19 protein-coding genes are annotated in these 20,079 nt (G+C 58.0%); 6 read left to right on the forward strand and 13 right to left on the reverse strand.

All coding sequences use genetic code 11. From position 1 onward, the window contains the following. Nucleotides 1–28 precede the first annotated feature (28 nt). Nucleotides 29–592, forward strand: coding sequence for an SCO family protein (locus H0484_RS05245; RefSeq protein WP_226953717.1), 564 nt, complete (start codon nucleotides 29–31; stop codon nucleotides 590–592). A gap of 27 nt (nucleotides 593–619) precedes the next feature. On the opposite strand, the gene H0484_RS05250 is transcribed toward H0484_RS05245, so the two are convergent. The 11 genes from H0484_RS05250 to xth form a co-directional block, all read right to left on the reverse strand. After that, nucleotides 620–2,005: a dihydrolipoyl dehydrogenase gene (locus H0484_RS05250; protein ID WP_226953398.1), complete on the reverse strand. Its 1,386-nt coding sequence runs from the start codon at nucleotides 2,003–2,005 to the stop codon at nucleotides 620–622. 79 nt (nucleotides 2,006–2,084) lie between these two features. Further along, on the reverse strand, nucleotides 2,085–2,660 hold the full coding sequence (locus H0484_RS05255; RefSeq protein WP_226953399.1) for a nitroreductase family protein: 576 nt from the start codon (nucleotides 2,658–2,660) through the stop codon (nucleotides 2,085–2,087). 17 nt (nucleotides 2,661–2,677) lie between these two features. Continuing rightward, nucleotides 2,678–3,406, reverse strand: coding sequence for a pyridoxine 5'-phosphate synthase (locus H0484_RS05260; RefSeq protein ID WP_226953401.1), 729 nt, complete (start codon nucleotides 3,404–3,406; stop codon nucleotides 2,678–2,680). Then, nucleotides 3,403–4,878 carry an efflux transporter outer membrane subunit gene (locus H0484_RS05265; RefSeq protein ID WP_226953405.1) on the reverse strand — a complete coding sequence of 492 codons (1,476 nt, stop codon included), beginning with the start codon at nucleotides 4,876–4,878 and terminating at the stop codon, nucleotides 3,403–3,405. Before H0484_RS05265 ends, H0484_RS05260 begins: the two co-directional genes overlap by 4 nt. Continuing rightward, nucleotides 4,875–8,078: an efflux RND transporter permease subunit gene (locus H0484_RS05270; RefSeq protein ID WP_226953406.1), complete on the reverse strand. Its 3,204-nt coding sequence runs from the start codon at nucleotides 8,076–8,078 to the stop codon at nucleotides 4,875–4,877. The genes H0484_RS05265 and H0484_RS05270 overlap by 4 nt, the downstream gene beginning before the upstream one ends. 69 nt (nucleotides 8,079–8,147) lie before the next feature. Beyond that, nucleotides 8,148–9,416, reverse strand: coding sequence for an efflux RND transporter periplasmic adaptor subunit (locus H0484_RS05275; protein ID WP_226953407.1), 1,269 nt, complete (start codon nucleotides 9,414–9,416; stop codon nucleotides 8,148–8,150). A gap of 304 nt (nucleotides 9,417–9,720) precedes the next feature. Further along, nucleotides 9,721–10,515 (reverse strand): ABC transporter ATP-binding protein, encoded by a 795-nt coding sequence (locus H0484_RS05280; RefSeq protein WP_226953408.1) that lies wholly within the window; start codon nucleotides 10,513–10,515, stop codon nucleotides 9,721–9,723. A 16-nt stretch (nucleotides 10,516–10,531) separates the two neighbouring features. Next, nucleotides 10,532–11,410, reverse strand: a complete 879-nt coding sequence (locus tag H0484_RS05285; RefSeq protein ID WP_226953409.1) for an ABC transporter permease — start codon at nucleotides 11,408–11,410, stop codon at nucleotides 10,532–10,534. A gap of 22 nt (nucleotides 11,411–11,432) precedes the next feature. Then, nucleotides 11,433–12,401 (reverse strand): ABC transporter substrate-binding protein, encoded by a 969-nt coding sequence (locus tag H0484_RS05290; RefSeq protein WP_226953410.1) that lies wholly within the window; start codon nucleotides 12,399–12,401, stop codon nucleotides 11,433–11,435. Nucleotides 12,402–12,430: 29 nt separating this feature from the next. Beyond that, the gene (locus H0484_RS05295) at nucleotides 12,431–13,192 is read right to left on the reverse strand and encodes a spermidine synthase (RefSeq protein ID WP_226953411.1); all 762 of its coding nucleotides are present in this window, start codon (nucleotides 13,190–13,192) and stop codon (nucleotides 12,431–12,433) included. Between the two features lie 3 nt (nucleotides 13,193–13,195). Next, nucleotides 13,196–13,981: an exodeoxyribonuclease III gene (gene xth / locus H0484_RS05300; RefSeq protein WP_226953412.1), complete on the reverse strand. Its 786-nt coding sequence runs from the start codon at nucleotides 13,979–13,981 to the stop codon at nucleotides 13,196–13,198. 196 nt (nucleotides 13,982–14,177) lie between these two features. Between xth and H0484_RS05305 the strand changes: the two genes are divergently transcribed. From H0484_RS05305 to H0484_RS05320, 4 genes are read left to right on the forward strand one after another with little or no spacing between them, the layout of a single operon-like run. After that, complete coding sequence (locus tag H0484_RS05305) at nucleotides 14,178–14,498, forward strand: hypothetical protein (protein ID WP_226953413.1); 321 nt, start codon at nucleotides 14,178–14,180, stop codon at nucleotides 14,496–14,498. Nucleotides 14,499–14,541: 43 nt separating this feature from the next. Next, complete coding sequence (gene gmk, locus H0484_RS05310) at nucleotides 14,542–15,186, forward strand: guanylate kinase (protein ID WP_226953414.1); 645 nt, start codon at nucleotides 14,542–14,544, stop codon at nucleotides 15,184–15,186. 33 nt (nucleotides 15,187–15,219) lie between these two features. Further along, complete coding sequence (gene rpoZ, locus H0484_RS05315) at nucleotides 15,220–15,423, forward strand: DNA-directed RNA polymerase subunit omega (RefSeq protein WP_226953415.1); 204 nt, start codon at nucleotides 15,220–15,222, stop codon at nucleotides 15,421–15,423. A 28-nt stretch (nucleotides 15,424–15,451) separates the two neighbouring features. Next, nucleotides 15,452–17,746: a RelA/SpoT family protein gene (locus H0484_RS05320; protein WP_226953416.1), complete on the forward strand. Its 2,295-nt coding sequence runs from the start codon at nucleotides 15,452–15,454 to the stop codon at nucleotides 17,744–17,746. 46 nt (nucleotides 17,747–17,792) lie between these two features. Here the strand turns inward: H0484_RS05320 and H0484_RS05325 are convergent, their stop codons facing one another. Both H0484_RS05325 and H0484_RS05330 read right to left on the reverse strand, forming a co-directional pair. After that, nucleotides 17,793–18,677, reverse strand: a complete 885-nt coding sequence (locus H0484_RS05325; protein WP_226953420.1) for a DMT family transporter — start codon at nucleotides 18,675–18,677, stop codon at nucleotides 17,793–17,795. 78 nt (nucleotides 18,678–18,755) lie between these two features. Beyond that, a complete protein-coding gene (locus H0484_RS05330) occupies nucleotides 18,756–19,451 on the reverse strand; it encodes an ABC transporter ATP-binding protein (RefSeq protein WP_390624814.1) in 696 nt (231 codons plus the stop codon). Here H0484_RS05330 and H0484_RS05335 point away from each other — a divergent pair. Beyond that, a complete protein-coding gene (locus H0484_RS05335; protein ID WP_226953422.1) occupies nucleotides 19,429–20,070 on the forward strand; it encodes an arylesterase in 642 nt (213 codons plus the stop codon). The genes H0484_RS05330 and H0484_RS05335 overlap by 23 nt on opposite strands. Nucleotides 20,071–20,079: the final 9 nt, after the last annotated feature.

The following is a 20,079-nucleotide window of genomic DNA, read 5'->3' on the forward strand; positions in this document are numbered from 1 at the left end:
TACCTCGGCACTGATCAGCGCCTTGGGCATGCCCGCTGCTATGGCGCTTACGCCCACAGAGCAAGCGCCGGCCCGCCCTCTTATTCATAAGGTCTCTGGCTTTTTACCCGACTTGAAATTCACGCTTCAAGGGCCGGATGACACCCTGGTCACCGAAGACGCATTGGCGGGCAAGGTGGTCATGATGTTCTTTGGCTATGCCAATTGTCCCGACATTTGCCCCACCACCATGGGGCAACTTTCCATGGTCATGCAAAAGCTTGGGGATGATGCCCGGAATGCACGCATTCTGTTCGTCAGTGTCGACCCGCATCGTGACACGCCCGAGCAACTGCAGGCCTATGTCAGTATGTTCGATGCCCATGCCATGGGGCTTTCCGGCACGGAAAAGCAGATAGCCAATGTGGCGCGGCGTTATCGCGTGGCCTATCAGATAGAGAAACCCCAAGGTGATGACCCCGAGCGCTATGAAGTCACCCATGCGCGGGGCATCTATATTTTCGATCAACAAGGCAAGGCCAGATTACTGGCCTCGGATGCAAGCTCGGTGGGCGAGTTGGCCGAAAACGTCAAAGCATTGATGCGGCCTTAAGCCCCTTAAGGCTTAAGGCGCCAACACTCAGGCTAGTTTCGCTGCCGCGTCCCTCAAGGCGGTGCGCAAACCTTCTTCTATCACAGGGTGGTAGAACGGCATCTCAAGCATCTGTGCAACGGTTAATTTTTGCTGAATCGACCAAGCCAGCAGATGTGCCAAATGCTCGACTCTGGGCCCAGCCATCTCGGCACCCAATAGCAAGCCTTTACCTTTTTGCACATAAAGTCTCAGCAAGCCCCGGTTTTCCAGCATGATCCGTGAACGCCCCTGATTGCGGAAGCTGACTTCACCTATCACGACATCGTCGGGTAAAGACTTGCCCACTTTGCCCGCTTTGGCGATCTGGGGTTCGGTGAACACGATGCCCAAGGCGGCCCGTCGCTCGCCTGCCTGCACATCGGGATAAGCCGCTGCGTTCTTACCGGCAAGGTAACCGTCGTCTGTGGCTTCGTGCAAAATGGGATGCAGTCCATTGACATCCCCCGCCAGAAAAATAGGCTGCCCTTGCAACTGCAAGGTTTGCACGTCGAACTCGGGCATACCTTTGTCGTTCAGCTTGACGCCTATGTCTTCCAGGCCCAGACCCTCCAGTCTGGGTTTACGCCCCGCCGCCATCAGTAGGTAGTCAAAGCGCTCCTGGCGTAAAGTGCCGTCAGAAAGCTTATATTCCACCGCCACCTCGTCATCCTCGCGCTTGACGCTGCATACCTGCGCATTCAGCTGAATATCCAGTTCTTCGCGTAGCGCTTCAAGTGCGCTGGATTTAACCTGCTCATCGGCAATGCCTGCCAAGCTCGCGCTGCGCCCTACCGCGACAAGCTCTACACCTAGCCGCGCCAGGGCTTGGCTCAGCTCCAGGCCAATAACACCTGTACCAACGACCATCACTCGCTTGGGCAAGTCTTGCCATGAAAACACATCGTCGTTGACTACAAGCCTGTCGCCCAGCCCTTTATACATCTCGGGGATGACCGGTGCCGAACCCGTTGCGATGACAACGCTGGACGCTTCAACCACGGTATCGTCACCCACCTGGATGCGCGTGGCGGACAGGAACTTCGCCTGGCCCCAAAGTTTATCTTCGGCAGGAAAATTCTCTACGTCTTTCAGAACGAAACCCACGAAGCGGTCTCGCTCGTTGCGAACACGCTCCATGACTTGCCGGCCATCCACACGTATCCGGTCGTCAATATGCACGCCAAACGTGGGGCCCTGACGCATGACATGGGCAGCATGTGCTGCGGCAATCAGCAATTTGGAAGGCATGCACCCTACCCTGGCGCAAGTCGTGCCGTAGTATTCGCCTTCGATCAGCAGAGCCTGCTTACCTTGTTTTTTTACGGCGCGATACGCCGTCATGCCGGCTGTGCCCGCACCTATTACAGCGACATCGGTATGTAGGGTCCGCATGTCAGTACTCCTTGTGATGGAGGTCTGCGCAATGGCCGGCAAGCGTGCCGCCCGGCCTTTGCGCCGGGTTCAAAAAGGCTCAGGCTTGCGGCCAGCGGCGAATGAATGTCGCAGGGTCGGGGCGCATAGGGCTGGGCATGGCCCGCAACGGTGTACCGATGGACATGAAACCCAGCAGCCTGTGCTCGGGTTCGGTATAGCCAAGCTCTTGCTGTACGGCGGGCAGGTAGGTACCCAAACCCGTGCTCCAGAAAGCGCCGAAACCCAAGATATGGGCGGCATTCAACATTTGTGTGACAGCCGCACCGGCAGCCAATATGCGTTCCTGTTCGGGAAAGCGCTTGTCTTCTGGATTAAGGTGGCAGGCCAAGGCCAGCAGCAACGGTGCCTGAGCCAGCCAAGACCGCATGGTGTTGATCTTTTGCTCGGGCATGGGTTGCCCGGCGGCTTCTTGAGCACGCACGACAAACTCGCCAAACTCAACAATGGCGGGCCCTTCGATCAAGGTAAAGCGCCATGGTTGAGCACGGCCATGATCCGGCGCAGTCATCCCTGCACGCAAAATAAGATCCAGTTGCTCGGCATCCGGGCCCGGAGCGCCCACCAATTTGGCAGAGCGACGCGACAACAGGGCTTCGATGGGGGTGGCGGTCATGCACAAACTCCTTAACACTACTTGCCGTATACGGCACGAATCATACAGGCCTTCATATCGCGCACAGCGGTCTCAAAGCCATCGAATACGGCGCGTGCCACTATGGCATGGCCGATATTAAGTTCTGCTATGCCGGGCATGCTTGCGACGGGCGCGACGTTGTCATAGTGTAAGCCGTGGCCCGCATTGACACGCAAGCCCAAACCCACACCGACGGCCACGGCTTCGCGCAGCCGCTCAAGATGAGCGGGCTGATCAGCCATCGCCGCTTCGGCATAGGCACCGGTATGCAGCTCGACCACCGTAGCGCCCAGCGCGTGCGCCTGACGAATCTGCTGGGCGTCTGGGTCGATGAACAGCGACACTCTGATACCCGCCTGCTGTAAGCGCTCGATAGCCGCACGCACCGACTGCTCGTGAGTGATGACGTCCAAACCACCTTCGGTCGTCAGCTCTTCGCGCCGCTCGGGCACCAGACACACATCATCGGGTTCCGCGCGGCAAGCAATTTCCAGCATTTCCGGCGTGACCGCGCATTCCAGATTCATGCGCGTGCGTATGGCCTTGCGCATGGCAAAGACGTCGGCATCCTGGATATGGCGTCTGTCTTCACGCAAATGCAGGGTGATCAGATCGGCCCCCGCATCTTCAGCCACCTGCGCGGCACGGATGGGATCTGGGTAATCGGTACCACGCTGCTGCCGCAAGGTAGCCACGTGGTCGATATTGACGCCCAACTCTATCATGAGGCGTCACCTTGGGTAGTGGAGGCCGCTTGCTCTGTATCAGGCGACGTTTCAGACACCGTATCGGCATTCCAGCCGCCACCCAGAGCCTTGTAGAGTTCAACCCGGTTCGTCAAAGAAGCCAGCCCCACCTGTATAAACTGTTGCTGGGTAGTGAACAAGGTGATTTCTGCCGTTTGAACCTGCAAGAAGCTATCTATGCCGTTGTCGTAACGCAGACGGGAAAGCTCAAGCGACTCGGCAGCCGACTGTTCTAATCGGCGCAGCGCATCAAGCTGAGCGGCGTAGGTGGCCTCGCCCGCCAGGGCATCCGCCACTTCACGGAAGGCTGTCTGGATGGACTTCTCGTATTGGGCAATGGCGATGTTCTTGCGTGCCTCGGCCACCTGCAGATTGCCTACCGTACCGCCGGCAAAAATGGGCATGGTGATATTGGGCTGGAAGGTCCAATAACGATTACCCGAGCCGAACAAGCCACCTAATGCCGGACTGGCAAAACCCAGAATTCCGGTCAGGCTGATATTGGGGAAAAAGGCAGCGCGCGCAGCACCAATATTGGCGTTTGCGCCTAATAGCTGGTGCTCTGCGCTGTCAATATCAGGACGACGCAGCAAGACTTCGGAGGACAAACCCACCGGGACCTGAGCCAGCAACTGATCTTTGCCAAAAGTCGCCGCTGTTGGCAAATCGGCCGGCACACTTTGACCAAGCAAGAGTTGCAAGGCATTAGCTGCCTGCGTCTTCAGGCGCTCAAACTGCACCAGATCGGCACGCACGCTTTCCAGCTGGCTGCTGGCTTGATTCAAATCCAGCGCGCCCGCTACGCCATTGTCATAACGCAGCTTAACCAAATCGTAGGACTGTTGGCGCGCCTTAAGTGTGCTGCCCGCCAGTGCGTACTGTTGCTCGGCGGCTCGCAGACTGAAATAGGCCTGAGCCACCTGGGCGACCAAAGCGATATGCGCGGTGCGGCGCCCTGCTTCGGTTGCCAGATACTGCTGATAGGCCGCTTCGCTGAGATTGCGTACCCGCCCGAACAAATCGATTTCGAACGAAGTAATGCCCAGCCCGGCTTGGTAGGTGCGCGTAACGCTGTCGGCACCTGGCTGGCGCATGTCTTCGGGCAGGCGCGTAAGCTGCCCTTGCCCACCTATGCCTATGGTGGGCAAACGATCACTGAACTGTACGCCGTAAAGACCACGAGCCTCGTCAACACGATAAACGGCCATGCGTAAATCGCGGTTGTTCTCTAAGGCCAGCTCAATCAGCGCTTGCAGTTGAGGGTCCCGGAAAAACTCGCGCCATCCCAGATCGGCAGCCATATCGCTGGATTCGGCTGCAGCCCCCGCCAGGGGCAACTGGGCGGGTACCGGTGCCTGGGGACGCTCGTACTTGGGCGCCAACGAGCAGCCCGACAACACCACGCCCAGCACCAAAGGCAACCAGGCACGTCGAAAAACTTGCTGCTTCATGCCTGATCTCCTTGTTTGTCCGAGCCCGACGTCGGGGGGGTTTCGTCTGCGGCATCGTCGTGATGCACTGATGTCAACGACGTGTGGTGTGGATTAGCCTTAACTTTGGCTTTGAAGAGCGTCATGACGAATACGAAGAACGTAGGCACGAACAACATAGCCAAAGGCGTGGCTGCCAGCATACCGCCCAATACGCCAAAACCCACGGCGTTCTGGCCTGCTGCGCCGGCGCCGCTGGCCAAGGTAAGCGGCACCACACCCAGAATGAAGGCAAAGGACGTCATCAGAATGGGGCGGAAACGCAGGCGTGCGGCCTCGATGGTGGCCGTCACCAGATTACCTGTTTCGGCATACACGTCTTTGGCAAACTCAACGATAAGAATCGCGTTCTTTGCCGCCAAACCGATAACGGTGACCATACCCACCTGGAAATACACGTTGTTTTCCATGCCCAGGGCAGTCACCAGCCCCACCGCACCCAACATGCCCAGCGGCACCATCAGCATCACCGACAGGGGGATAGCCCAGCTTTCATACAAGGCGGCCAGCACCATGAATACCACCAACATGGCCAAACCCATGAGCACTAGGGTTTGCGCGCCGGCTTGCTTTTCTTGGTAAGAAAGCCCCGTCCACTCGTAACCAAAACCCGCGGGCAGTTGCCCCACCATGTTTTCCATTTCGGTCATGGCTTCGCCAGTGGAGTACCCCGGGGCTGCCGTACCGCCGATACGAATCGCCTGGTAGCTGTTGTAGCGCACCACCTGCACCGGGCCGAAGCTCCAGTCGGCTTTCACAAACGAAGACAGGGGCACAGCCTCGCCGGCCTGGTTGCGCGCCGTCATCTTCATGATGTCTTCGGGCCCCATGCGCTGCGAGTCTTCGGCTTGTACCCAGACGTTCTCGATGCGCCCCATATTGGGGAATTTCGATACATAACTAGAACCCACGCCAGCGGAAAGCACGGCAGCAACGTCGCTGAAGTCCACCCCTAGCGCAGCCGCTTTCTCACGATCTATGGTGACATCGAGCTGAGGCCCAGGCCCCAAGCCTGTGACGCGAACGCCAGACAGCATGGGATTTTGCATGGCCATGCCCAGCAATTGCTGAGTGGCTTGCTGCAAGGCAACCTGCCCCACCCCACCACGATCCTGCAAGCGCATGTCGAAGCCGGCGGCGTTGCCCAGAGACGAGATGGCCGGTGGCACGATGGAGAACGCCATAGCGTCGGGAATACCGAACAACAGGTGCGCATTGGCACGGTCGGCAATCGCCTGGGCCGAGTTTTCTACCCCTTTACGCTCGGAGAAATCCTTCAGTGGCGTAAAGGCAATAGCCGCGTTCAAGCCGCTACCGTTAAAGCTAAAGCCCTGAACCGTAATGACGTCTTTCACCTGAGGCTGATCGAAGAAGTAATTCTCGACCTGCTCGATCACATCGATGGTGCGGTTGGCGGTAGCGCCGGCGGGCAGCTCGATGTTGACGATGGTGTAGCCTTGGTCTTCCTGAGGCAGGAAGGAGGTAGGCAGCCTGAAATACAGGAAACCCATGGCAATAACCAGCACCAGATACACCAGCATCAAGCGCCCGGTGCGTTTGAGAGACTTACCCACCCAACCTTCGTAGCTATGCGTCAGCCCGTCGAACTTACGGTTGAACCAGCCGAAGAAACCCCGTTTCACCTCGTGGTGACCTTTGGGAATAGGCTTGAGGATGGTCGCGCACAGCGCTGGGGTGAAAGTCAGAGCCAGAAAGCCGGAGAACAGAATGGAAACCGCCATGGCCACGGCAAACTGGCGATAAATAATACCTACCGAACCGCTCATGAAAGCCAGCGGGAAAAACACCGTCGCCAGCACCAGCGTCATACCCACAACCGCACCGCTGATCTGCGGCATGGCCTTGCTGGTGGCCTCTCGGGGTGAGGACCCGTCCTCTACCATGATACGTTCGACGTTCTCCACCACCACAATGGCGTCATCCACCAGAATCCCGATGGCCAGCACCATGGCAAACATGGTAAGCACGTTGATGGAATACCCCAGCGCCAGCATCACCGTCATCGCCCCCAAGATGGCGATAGGCACCACCAGCGCTGGAATCAGCGTATAGCGTACATTTTGCAGGAAGATGAACATGACCACGAACACCAGGAACATGGCCTCGACCAGCGTGTGTATCACCTGCTTGATGGAGGTATTGACGTAAGGCGTGGTGTCGTAAGGAACGGCGTATTCAATGCCGGGCGGGAAATACTGAGACAGCTCGGCCATTTTGGTCTTTACACCCTCGGCCGTCGACAAAGCGTTGGCATCAGGAGTAAGAGAGATAGCAAAAGCTGCCGTGGGCTTGCCATTCAGGCGAGCACCGAACTGGTAGTTGTCTGAACCAACCGCCACTCTGGCAATGTCGCCTACGCGAACCGAAGACCCATCTGTATTGGCACGCAACACGATGTTCTCGAATTCTTCGACCGTGCGTAATTCGCCATTGACCACGATAGGCGCAGAGACCTGTTGGTCACTGGGGTTGGGAGGCGATCCCAGAATACCGGCTGACACCAGGGTATTCTGGTTGGCAATCGCAGACATGACTTCCGCCATACTGATCTGGAAGCCCGTCAACTTATCGGGATCTACCCAAACGCGCATGGCTCGGGGTGAAGCGAACAGCTGAAACTTACCCACGCCGGGCACGCGCGCGATTTCGTTCTGAACGTTACGGGCGATGTAATCGGCAATAGCGGTTTGGTCCATGCTGCCGTCAGAGGACGACATCGTGACCAACAACAGAAAGCCCGGATTACTTTGCTCGACTTTCAAACCCTGCTGCATGACAGCGGCAGGCAAACGGGAGGTGACGTTAGAGATACGGTTCTGCACGTCCACCTGAGCCATGTCCGGATCTGTACCCGGCTGGAAGGTCGCAGTGATCTCGGCTTGTCCATACGAGTCACTGACCGACTCGTAGTAAAGCAGGCCCTTGGCACCGTTGAGCTCGTTTTCAATGACGCTGGCAACCGAGTCGGCAACGTCTTGAGCCGACGCCCCAGGGTAAGTGGCGTTAATGGTGACCGACGGCGGAGCGACGTCGGGGTATTGCGATACCGGCATATTGGGAATTGCCAGCAGGCCGGCCAGAGTAATGGCTAGCGCCACCACCCAGGCAAAAATCGGTCTATCTATGAAAAACTGTGGCATGTGCACTCACTTTGCAGGCTTGGACTGCGCACGCCCCGGGTTTGCCGGGGCATGTCAGGAGAGAGGGGCTTACTTGCTTTGCGCGCCGCCATCGGCGGCTTGGCCTGGAGCCGATTCACCGGATGGCGCGGCGCCGGCTTGATCAGGCTGCGCGGGCGCGGCCCCCTGGGCTGCACCATTGGCGGCCTCGGGCTTCCAGGGCATAGCCTGCACTGGAGCGCCAGGACGAAGCTTCTGGAAGCCCGCCACGATCACTACGTCTCCGGCCGCCAAACCCTTATTGATCAGCCAGTTGCTGCCTATGGAAATGCCGGCCTCTACAGGTCTGACCTGTACCTTACCGTCTACCACCACCATCAGGCTACTACTTCCGTCGGCAGCGCGTTGCAACGCTTGCTGAGGCACCAGCATGGCGTTTACATCCACGGCCTGAGGCAAACGCACACGCACATACATGCCGGGCAAAAGAATCTGCTCGGGGTTGGGGAACTCGGAACGAATCGTCACCTGCCCTGTGCCAGGATCAACGCTAATGCCCGAAAACAGCATCTCACCATCTTGGTCGTACAAAGAGCCGTCTTCCAGCACTACGCGTGCTTGCGCCGCGCCGTCTTCGGTCCGTTGATAACGACCACTAGCCAAATCGCGACGCATGGCCGCTAATTCAGTGGTAGAGCGGGTGACGTCGACGTAAACATCATCGATCTGTTGCACCACAGCCATTTGCGTCGCCGCCGCCGCGCTGACCAGAGCCCCTTCGGTAACCATGGACTGGCCAATGCGGCCGTTTATGGGTGAGGTGACTTTGGTATAGCCCAGATTGATGTCAGCCGCTTGCAAAGCTGCCTTGGCCGCCGCAATCGCCGCATCCGCCTGTGCGGCTTGCGCCACAGCGTTATCGTAATCTTGACGGCTGACAGCATTAGCCTGAATCAACTTGCTGTAACGCTGAGCCAGTTGACGAGCACTGATAGCATTGGCTTCGGCACGTTTAAGTTCGGCGTAAGCGCTGGCTCGCGCAGCCTGATAAGGCGCCGGGTCTATGGTGAACAACAAGTCGCCCGCCTTGACATCGCCACCCTGCTTGAAATTGATGGACTCGACAATGCCATCGACTCGTGCGCGAATCTGAGCATCCTTGATGGCGCTCACACGTCCGGGCAGTTCGACGGAGATTTCCGCACGGCTAGGCTGCACCGTCACTACACTGACGGGGACCTGCATGTTTGCCATGTCCGGCCCCTGCTTCGGCTTATCGCCGCAGGCCGCCAACAACAAGACGGATGTCAGGGCAAGCACACGGAATTTCTGCTGTAGCGGCAGTGACGCTTTGCGCATTGAATGGCTCCTGCTGACGCCTTGCCCGCGTATCGCTGAATGACAAGACGTAATGGAATGAATGGGAACGACACGAGCGCCGCAGCAATGAGCGGCGCCCGAAAAAATGTCACTAGAGTATAAATCGAAACAAATACTGATCTCGTCTGCGAGTGCCTCAAGTCGAGCAAAAAGATTGCTGCATGTGCATCACGCTAACGACCAACCGGATGTTAAGGGAAAAAACAAAAAATCGCTAGCTTCAACTTCGTTACGTACGGCCTTTAAATATTTCGATGGGTGTCAACATCACCCTTTTTGACGCTTAACCCAACAACAGAGCGTCGTCGGAAATCGCCTCCGCCCGCACGCGTTGGAACATCTCTAACAAATCGGGCACGCCCAGCCCTTTGCTGGCTGGCTCAGCAACGTCCAGCGCCACCTTGCCACGATGCAGCATCACCAGCCTATCACCTATCTCCAAGGCCTGCCTCATGCTGTGTGTCACCATCAGCGTCGTCAAGCCTTTGTCCTTGACCAGCTTACGCGTCAGCGCCAATACATAGTCGGCGGTGCGTGGGTCTAGGGCAGCAGTGTGCTCATCCAGCAGCAAAATACGGGAGGGGCGTAGCGCCGCCATCAACAGGCTCACCGACTGCCGCTGACCACCCGACAACAGACCTATGGGGTCCTCAAGGCGATCCTCCAAACCCAGGTCTAATAGGCGCAACTGCTCGCGGTATTCCTCTCGTCTCTCCCGTCTTACCGCACGCCCCAGCCCACGCCGCTGACCTCGGGCATCGGCCAAAGCCAGGTTTTCTTCTATGCTGAGGTCTTCGCAGGTTCCGGCCAGCGGGTCTTGAAATACGCGCGCGACGTGGCCTGCCCTGCGCCAGGCGCTAAGCCCCGCCATCTCCATGCCATCTATTTGAATACTGCCTTCATCTAGCGTGACCTCACCGGAAATCACGTTCAACAAGGTGGACTTACCCGCGCCGTTGCTGCCTATCACCGTGACAAACTGGCCTGCCGGCACATGCAGAGCCAGCCCATCCAGAGCGACATTCTGTATGGGCGTGCCGGCATTGAAAACAACGCGCAAGTCTTTTAGTGTGAGCATGCGGTTCTCCGTGGAGTCAGGATCGGCGGCGCCGGCGCAGCATGGGCACCACCAGCGCTATCGTCACTAAAACGGCGGTAATCAAATTCAGGTCTTGCGCCTCCAGGCCTATCATGTCGGCATTCAGCGCCAAGGCGACAAAGAATCGGTACAAGACCGCACCGATGATGACAGCCAAGGTCATCCAAACCAAGCGCCGGCTATGGAACAGGCTTTCTCCCACAATCACCGCCGCCAAGCCTATGACGATGGTACCGATACCCATGGAAATATCCGCACCTCCCTGCGATTGAGCGAACAAAGCACCGCCCAAGGCACACAAGGCGTTGGATAAAGCCAGCCCGATCACAACCACGCCCCCGGTGGGTACGCCCTGAGCACGCGCCATGCGTGGGTTAGCCCCGGTGGCGCGCATGGCCAAACCCATTTGGGAGCGCAGAAACGCATCTAGCAACAGTTTGGCGGCAATCACCACCACCAGCAAAATAGCCGGGCGCAGCAACATATCGTCCAAGCCTTCGGACTGGAAGGCATTGAACACCGTGGGCTCCATGATCAATGGCACGTTGGGCCTGCCCATGATGCGCAAGTTGATCGAGTACAAGGCAATCATGACCAGGATACCGGCGAGCAGGTCCATGATGCGCAAACCGACGTTCAGCCAGCCCGTCAGGGCACCCGCCAAAGCGCCTGCCAGAAACGCCATGGCGGTTGCCGCGAAAGGATCCCAGCCCATGCTGATGAGGGTGGCGCAGACCGCAGCCCCCAGGGGAAAGCTGCCGTCTACGGTCAGGTCGGGAAACCGCAGCACCCGAAACGACAGATACACAGCCAGAGCCACCAGGCTGAACACCAGCCCCACCTCTATGGCCCCCCAGAATGCATAGGCGCTCATACCGTTCTCTCTAGGGAAAGGCTTAGCGAAGTACGACGGCGGCCTGATCCAATAACGCTTGAGGCAAGGTTACACCCTGCTCACGCGCGGCATTCTCGTTCAGGTAGAGTTCCAGCTCCGTGCCCCCTTCCGAAGGCATATCACCGGGGTTCTCGCCTTTCAGAATACGCACGGCCATGCGTCCGGCCTGTTTGCCCATCTCGTGATACTTTTGCCCCAAGGCCGCCACGGCACCCCGCTTGACGCTATCCACATCGGCGGCAATCAAGGGGATGTCCGCCTCGTTACCCTCTTTTACCAAGGCCTCATAAGCAGAAACCACATTGTTGTCTGTACTGGTATAGATAGCATCGACGCGGCCTATCAGGCTGCGCGCAGCAGCGCCCACATCCAGCGTACGCGGCGCGCTGGCCTCAACCAGGCTCATCCCTGCCTCAGGCAGCTTATCGCGCAACTGTTCTAGCACCGCCACCGAATTGGCTTCGCCAGGGTTGTACACCACCCCTATACGTTTGGCTTGCGGCAGCAGCTGTTGGATCAAGGCGATCTGGTCATCTATGGGCAAAGCATCGGACACCCCGGTCACGTTGGTATCGGAAGCCTGCAAGCTGGGCACGAGTTGAGCGCCCACAGGGTCTGTGACTGCCCCATATACGACAGGAATACGCCGCGTGGCGGCCACGACCGCCTGCGCTGCGGGCGTGGCAATCGCCACAATCACGTCAGGCTTGTCGCCGACAAACTTGCGAGCAATCTGAGCGGCCACGGCGTTATTGCCTTGCGCACTTTGGAACTGCCAGCTGAAGTTTTTGTTGTTTTGGTCGTAGCCGGCTTCAGCCAGTGCCTCTGCCACACCATCACGCATGGCATCCAGCGCGGGATGCTCGACAAAAGACACCACCGCCACAGATTGCGCAAACGTTGCGGCGGAAGCCAGGGCCAAACTTGCGCCCAATAACCAGTTACGCCATTGGCAGTTGTTTTTGCTCATGAGAAGCTCCTTGAAAGGGAATTTCTTGCCTAACCCAATTGCGCCAGCACATGCCTGGCCCAGCGCATGGCGGGTAACTTGCTTGCCGCTTCCAGCGCCTGGGCGCGATCAAGCAAGGCGTTGTCTTCTATGTCGGGCCAGGCGTCGCGAAAGGCCAGAACAATACGATTGCCCGCATCCACCTCAGGTAGCGCCAGCACTCTTCCTGAAAAGGCCTCGCCTATGTTTGTCATGTTACGCGGAAAACTCTCGTGCTCACCAAACAGGTTCACCGTCATGATGCCACCTGGCGCCAGCGTTTGCCTGCATCCTTGGTAGAACGCCAAAGAGTCGCGCACAGGCCCCTGTGCCGTGGCGTCGTATAAATCGACCATCAGCGCGCTGCACAGGCCCGTGTTCTCGGGGTGCATCACCCACTCGCCGGCATCCTCGTGCACGATACGCGAGCGTGCGTGGCTGGGCAGCTTGAAATAAGCATGGCACATGGCAGTGACATTGGGGTTCCATTCCACCGTCACCAGCTGCGCAGGCGTGTGCTTCAGGGCAAAACGCAGTAACGACCCCGCGCCCAAGCCAAGCATGCCTAGCGTCTGGGTGTCATCCGGCGCTTGAAACAATAACCAGGCCATCATCTGCTTGGTGTAAGCCAGCACCAGTTCGTCGGGCTTGCGCACGCGCATGGCGCCCTGAACCCACTCGGTGCCAAAGTGCAAATAACGCACCCCCGACAACTCCGACAAAGTGGGCTCATCGTCCTCCCAGGGCTCGTAGCGGCTTGCGCTGCGGCTCATGCTTCAAGCCCCAAAATCGAACTGCGCCACCACTGGCGCGTGATCAGACGGCTGCGGCAAACGACGCGGTTCTTTGTCAATGACACAGGAGACACACGCTGATTTGAGGGCATCCGACACCAGAACATGATCTATGCGCATGCCCGCATTGCGTCGAAAGCCCAGTTGACGGTAATCCCACCAGCTGAACTGCTTGGGTTCTTGCTCGAACAGCCTGAATGCATCAGACAGACCCAGCCCCAGCAACTCGTTGAAGGCCCGACGCTCGGGTTCGGACACCAGCACCTGGCCTGCCCATTTTTCGGGGTCGTGCACGTCTTCATCATGAGGCGCCACGTTGTAATCCCCTAGCACCAGCAGGCGGGGATGCGCGCGTAATTCTTGTTCAAGCCAGTCACGCAAAGCCGCAAACCAGCTCAATTTATAAGGGTATTTATCGCTGTCCAGCGACTGCCCGTTGGGGCAATAGGCACTAATCACGCGTACCGGCCCATCCGGCGCCGGCAAGGTTGCGGCAATAATGCGACGCTGAGGGTCTTCGAACCCAGGAATATTACGCTGTACGTCGGTACCCGGAAGACGCGACACAATGGCCACGCCGTTATAGGTTTTCTGGCCCGCCCAACTGGCTTCATAGCCCAAATCGACAAAAGCCTGCAGCGGAAAATGCTCGTCGGCCAACTTGAGTTCTTGCAAACAAAGCACGTCGACTTCGGTGGCCTTGAGCCAGTCCAGTACCTGCGGCAGGCGCACTTTTAAGGAATTGACGTTCCAGGTGGCGAATTTCATGATGCTCAGAAGGAATCCATAGTAGCTAGGCAGGCCACAGTATGCCAGACCCTGCGTCGGGCTTGTGTCGCACGCGCCCACAACAACCGTCAACTTCGTGGTCTATCCAGTAAGTGCTCGCATTTACCGCGATGGCTCTTGGTATGATTATGCTTTGCAGACTTCGTTGCAGTCTTTCAGGCTGTAGCACCCCATCATGTCCATCCCCAACGGCACCACCCCGCCCGGCAACGAACCCATCATCCTAGACGTCAGCCACGAAGACGCCCGCTTCACTGCGTATATAGGCGTTAGCGCGCCCGACATAGAACGCGCCGCCGAGTGGGTGCATGCCGAACAATTCGAATTGGGCGAAGTTCACGTGGCCTCGCTGGATGCTTCGTCACCTGTCGCCGAGGCCTTGGCCGAGCTGCTCTTCAACTTGAATCCTGACGATACCCTGGTGCTGTTGTGCGACTCGGTGCAAACTCAAGAACAAGCGCTGCGCGAACTGGGCTACACCCCCGACGCCGCCTGACTCCCAGCCCGAACCTCCCCCTGCTTTCGCCGCCTATTCGCACATGAACTCCTCTACTCTCAGCCCCGGCAATATTTTCATGGTCGTCGCGCCCAGCGGCGCGGGCAAGTCCAGCCTGGTCAATGCGCTTTTGGCCCAGGATTCCGCCATTTCCCTGTCCATTTCGTGCACCACCCGCGACCCACGGCCCGGCGAAGTTCATAACCAGCACTATCGTTTTATCGATAAAGAGGCCTTTTTAGCTCTGCGAGATGCCAACCAATTACTCGAGTGGGCCGAAGTGCACGGTAATTTCTACGGCACTCCCCGTGATCACGTCGAAGACTGCATCCAGAATGGCCGAGACGTCCTGCTAGAGATAGATTGGCAGGGTGCGCGCCAGATTAAACGTCATTTCCCCGACGCCATAGGCATTTTCATCTTGCCGCCCTCGCTCGAAGCGCTCGAGGCCAGGTTACGCAATCGTGGCCAGGACTCCTCGCAGGTGATCACCAAGCGCCTTCTGGCTGCCGGAGGCGAAATGGCACATGTGGTTGAGTGCCAATATGTTATTATTAATCAAGAATTTAGCATCGCTCTATCGCAACTGGCACAAATTGTGACAGCTTCTCGCTTGCGCTATGCAAGCCAGGTTGCTCGTCATGCCGAACTCTTTTCACAATTGGGCATCAGCGTCTCCAACGTTTGATGCCATTTCTTCCTTCAATCGTAGGTAAACACCATGGCACGTATTACTGTCGAAGATTGTCTCGATAAAATCCCCAACCGCTTCGACCTCACCCTGGCCGCCACATACCGCGCACGCGAACTGGCCCAAGGCCACGAAGCCCGTATCGTCGCCGACGACAAGCCTACCGTGCTGGCATTGCGTGAAGTGGCTGCGGGCCTGACCGGCGCCGAAATGCTGCGCAAAGTCCCCACCTAAGCATAGTATTCGGTAAGCGAGGGCGCTCATGGCATTCAGTTCCCTGAGAGGTGCATCTTCAGGTATCTTGGCCGTGCTCAAAAAAGGGCCGCGGCTGCGTCGCCGCAACCGCAACACCTCGCTTGCCCCCGAAACGCCCAAGGTCGGTACGACCACACCGCCCGAAGCGTCAAGCCCTGCCATCGCTTCGCTGGCACCGCTTACGCAAATCATCAGTCAGTACCTCAGCCCCAAAGAAATAGAACGCGTGCGCGAAGCCTATCGCTTCGCCGACCAAGCTCATCTAGGGCAGTTTCGCGCCAGTGGCCAACCCTACATTTCGCACCCCATCGCCGTCACCGAAATCTGTGCCGGCTGGAAGCTCGACGCCGATTCGCTTATGGCGGCGTTGTTACATGACGTCATCGAAGATCAAGACGTTTCCAAGCAGGAACTCGCCGAGCGCTTCAGCTCCGATGTTGCCGAAATCGTCGACGGTCTCTCTAAGCTAGACCGCCTGGAATTCGCCACCAAGGCCGAACAGCAAGCTGAAAGCTTTCGCAAAATGCTGTTGGCCATGGCGCGCGATGTACGAGTCATACTCATCAAGCTGGCCGACCGCCTGCACAATATGCGCACGCTCGATGCGGTCAGCCCCGAAAAACGCCGCCGGGTTGCGCGTGAAACGCTGGAAATCTACGCACCTATTGCACATCGCCTAGGTCTTAACGCCCTCGTCCGAGAGCTTCAAGACCTGTGTTTTCAGGCCATTCACCCCAACCGATACCAAGTGCTGCATAAGGCCATCATGGCCGCCAGGGGTAATCGCCGCGAGGTTCTAGGTCGAATCAGCGAAGATGTTGGCGGTGCTCTGCCGGCAGCGGGTATCGAGGCCGAAGTCTCAGGCCGCGAAAAATCGTTGTACAGCATCTATAACAAGATGGCCGAGCAAAAAAAGTCGCTCTCCGACGTGCTCGATATCTACGGCTTTCGCATCATCGTGCACACCCTGCCTGAATGCTATCTGGCTCTGGGCACCCTGCACCAGCTCTACCGCCCTGTGCCAGGCAAGTTCAAAGACTACATCGCCATCCCCAAACTGAATGGCTATCAGTCCCTGCATACTACGCTGGTAGGCCCTTATGGCACGCCGGTTGAATTCCAGATCCGCACCCGTGAAATGGATCAGGTGGCCGAAGACGGCGTGGCCTCGCATTGGCTGTACAAAGACGACGACACAACGCTCAACACCCTGCAAAAACGCACCCATCAATGGTTGCAGTCCTTGCTGGACATCCAAAGCCAAACAGGTGATTCGGGCGAGTTCCTCGAACATGTCAAAGTCGACCTGTTCCCCGATTCCGTCTACGTCTTCACGCCTCAGGGCAAAATCCTCTCGCTGCCACGGGGCGCCACGCCGGTAGATTTTGCCTACACCATACACACCGACATCGGTAATCACGCCATCGCGGCCAAGATCAATGGCGAGTATTCTCCGTTGCGCACCGAACTGAAAAGCGGCGACGCCATCGAGATCATCACTTCCGCTACCTCAAGGCCTAGTGCCCAATGGCTTAATTACGTACGCACAGGCCGCGCACGATCCGAAATCCGTCATTACCTGCGTACCCAACGTTACGAAGAGTCCGTCGCCTTTGGCGAGCGCCTGCTTAACCAGGCTTTCGAACAGCTGGCATTACCTCGCCCTCCGGACGACGACCCCGAATGGGACAAGCTGGCCAAGGGTTCAGGCGCCATTTCGCGTGAAGAAATACTCGCCGATATCGGCTTGGGCAAACGCCTGGCGGCCGTCGTAGCCCGTCGCTTCGCACCCGAAAACTCCATGTTGGCCACCACGGCTGCCGCCATGGACGAACTCACCGCCGCCACAGGCACAGCCGTGCTCATTCATGGCAACGAAGGGCAAGCCGTGCAGCTGGCACCTTGCTGCGGCCCCCTGCCCGGCGACGCCATCATCGGTGGCATACGGCTGGGTCACGGTTTGGTCGTGCACATGAGCGAATGTGCCGTGGCACAGCGCTTGCGCGCCAAAGAGCCCGAGCGCTGGATCCCTGTTGCCTGGGACATCAACAATACCGCCCGCCACCTCTCTACGCGCCTGGACGTCACCGTAGTCAACGAGCGCGGCGTATTGGGCCGCTTGGCAGCCGCGATCAGCGATGCTGAATCCAATATCGTGCACATGACCATGCAAGATGATTCGGCCTCTAATGCCGTGTTGCACCTGACGCTGCAGGTTGACAGCCGCAAGCATCTGGCGCAAGTCATACGCACCATACGGCGGGTGCCGCAAGTACAAAAGATAGTGCGCGTCAAAGGCTAAGCTAGGCAGGCTGCCTAGCCGCCCGCTCGGGCGGTGTTACGCGTTCTCAGCTTTTGCGCGTCAACCAAGCTGGCCACGTGCGCATATTGCAGATCAACACGCCTGCAACCGCAATCACAAAGCCCAGCAACTGCACGTTCAGCAGAACATCGCCAAAAAGCAGATACGACTCTATCGCCACCAAGGGTGGAGACAGAAACATGAGCGCAGAGGCTTTGGTGGCGCCGCCCCGCCTAATAATCCATACCAGCAAGGAAGTGCCCACCCCAGTCATGACGATGGCCGCCCATAGCAAGGATGCCCATAACTCGGTTGACATGATCCATTTGCTCTCCCCCAACATGAGCGTGAAACTGCCGGTGAAGAGCCAAGTCCCCAGGTTTTGCCATACCGCCGAAGAGCGTATATCGGCTTTTGCAATGGACGTCTTTTGCAGCAATGTGCCTAAGGTTAAAGAGACCATGGCCAGCACTGCATAGAACAGTGCCAGCCAGGTATAGGATTGCTCCAGCGTGCCACTTAAGCCCGGTGCGATAACCAGCAACACACCCGTCAAGCCCAAAGCCAAACCTGCCCACACCCTGCGGGTTGGCAGTTCGCCCAGCAAAGGAATCGCCAGCACAGCCGTCAAAATAGGCTGCGTAGAGCCTATCAGCGCCATGATGGAAGGCGGCAGGCCCCCGCCTATGGCCCAATAACAGCCCGAGAGATACAGCCCCTGCAACAAGATGCCCGCCAGAATATGCTTGGGCACCTCGCGCCACGGCAAGCGGGGAGCTCGAGTCAGCCAAGCCACCCCGATGAACAATACCGCTGCAATACTTACCCTCACGAATAAAAAAAGTGTGGGGTCGGCGTACGGGACGATGATCTTGCCCACAGTGAAACCCGTGGACCAGATAAAGACGAATAACGCGACGGCTATGAACATGAAAAGGGTCTGGCTCCGACCGCTGGCTGCAGCAAAGTCGCAACCTTAGCACAGCCCGGGCCTCTATTGACCGCATGCTTAATTGATCAAGCGCCCGCCCTGCAGCGTAAGGATACGGTCGCAGCGCGCCGCCAAGGCAGCATCATGCGTCACCAAGATAAGCGTAGAACCCTGTTCGGCCACTTGCCCGAACAGCAAGTCGGCCACTTTCTCGCCATTGGCGGCATCCAGGCTGCCGGTGGGCTCATCGGCAAAAAGCACATCCGGGCGCTGCACGAAGGCACGCGCCAGGGAAACCCGCTGTTGCTCGCCGCCCGACAAGGTGCGGGGATAGTGCTGCAGACGGGACTCCAAACCCATGCGTGCCAGAGCCGCATGGGCCAGTGTGCGGGCTTGTGCAATGCCACGCAGTTCCAACGGCAACATCACGTTTTCCAGGGCCGTGAGGTTGGGTAAGAGCTGAAAGGTCTGAAAGACGAAACCCACATGGTTGGCTCTGATGGCGGCACGCGCCTCTTCACCCAAGGTAAAAAGGTCGTGACCCAATAAGCGCACCTGGCCCGATGTGGGAACGTCCAGGCCGGCCAGCAGTCCAAGCAAAGTCGACTTGCCCGAACCCGAGCTTCCCATGATGGCCAAAGATTCGCCGCGCTCGACACGAAAGCCAATATTATCCAGTATGCTCAATACGCCGCCGGCATCTTGTACCTGCTGCGTTAAACCGGTTACTTCAATGGAATACGATTGCATCTTGCCTACCCGTAGAAACTTCATACTGGCTGCCGGCCTGCTGACGCTTGCACCTTGCATCTGGGCTCAATCTCCAAACGGCTCCACGTCTAACATTTTGGTCTTGGGCGATAGTTTATCCGCTGAATACGGTATTCGCCGAGACAGTGGCTGGGTGGGCCTTGTGCAGCAAAGACTAAGCCAGAGCAATCTGCCTTACACCATGCGCAACGCCAGCGTCAGCGGCGACACCACCAGTGCAGGCCTTAGCCGCTTGCCCGCAGCCTTGCAACGCCATCAGCCAAGCATTGTCATTCTGGCCTTGGGCAGCAATGATGCCCTGCGCGGCCTGCCCCTGGAGATGACCCAGGCCAATCTGGAAAAAATGATGGCGCTTAGCCGCGAAGCCGGCGCCGTGCCCGTGCTGGTCGGCATGCGCATGCCCCCAAACTATGGCCGCAGCTATGCCGAAGCATTCGCCAGCATGTACGACACGCTGGCCCAGAACCAGCAGGCGCCGCTGATTCCGTTTCTTCTAGAGGGCGTAGCGACCCGACCCGAACTTTTTCAGCCCGATCAGATGCACCCCACTGAAGAAGCCCAGCCCATCATTGCCGACAATGTCTGGACGGTACTGAATACGGTGCTGAAGCGCCAGCCCTGAACGATCCCT

Origin of the sequence: Mesopusillimonas faecipullorum (assembly GCF_020539505.1) — a bacterium.
Lineage (GTDB): Bacteria > Pseudomonadota > Gammaproteobacteria > Burkholderiales > Burkholderiaceae_B > Mesopusillimonas > Mesopusillimonas faecipullorum.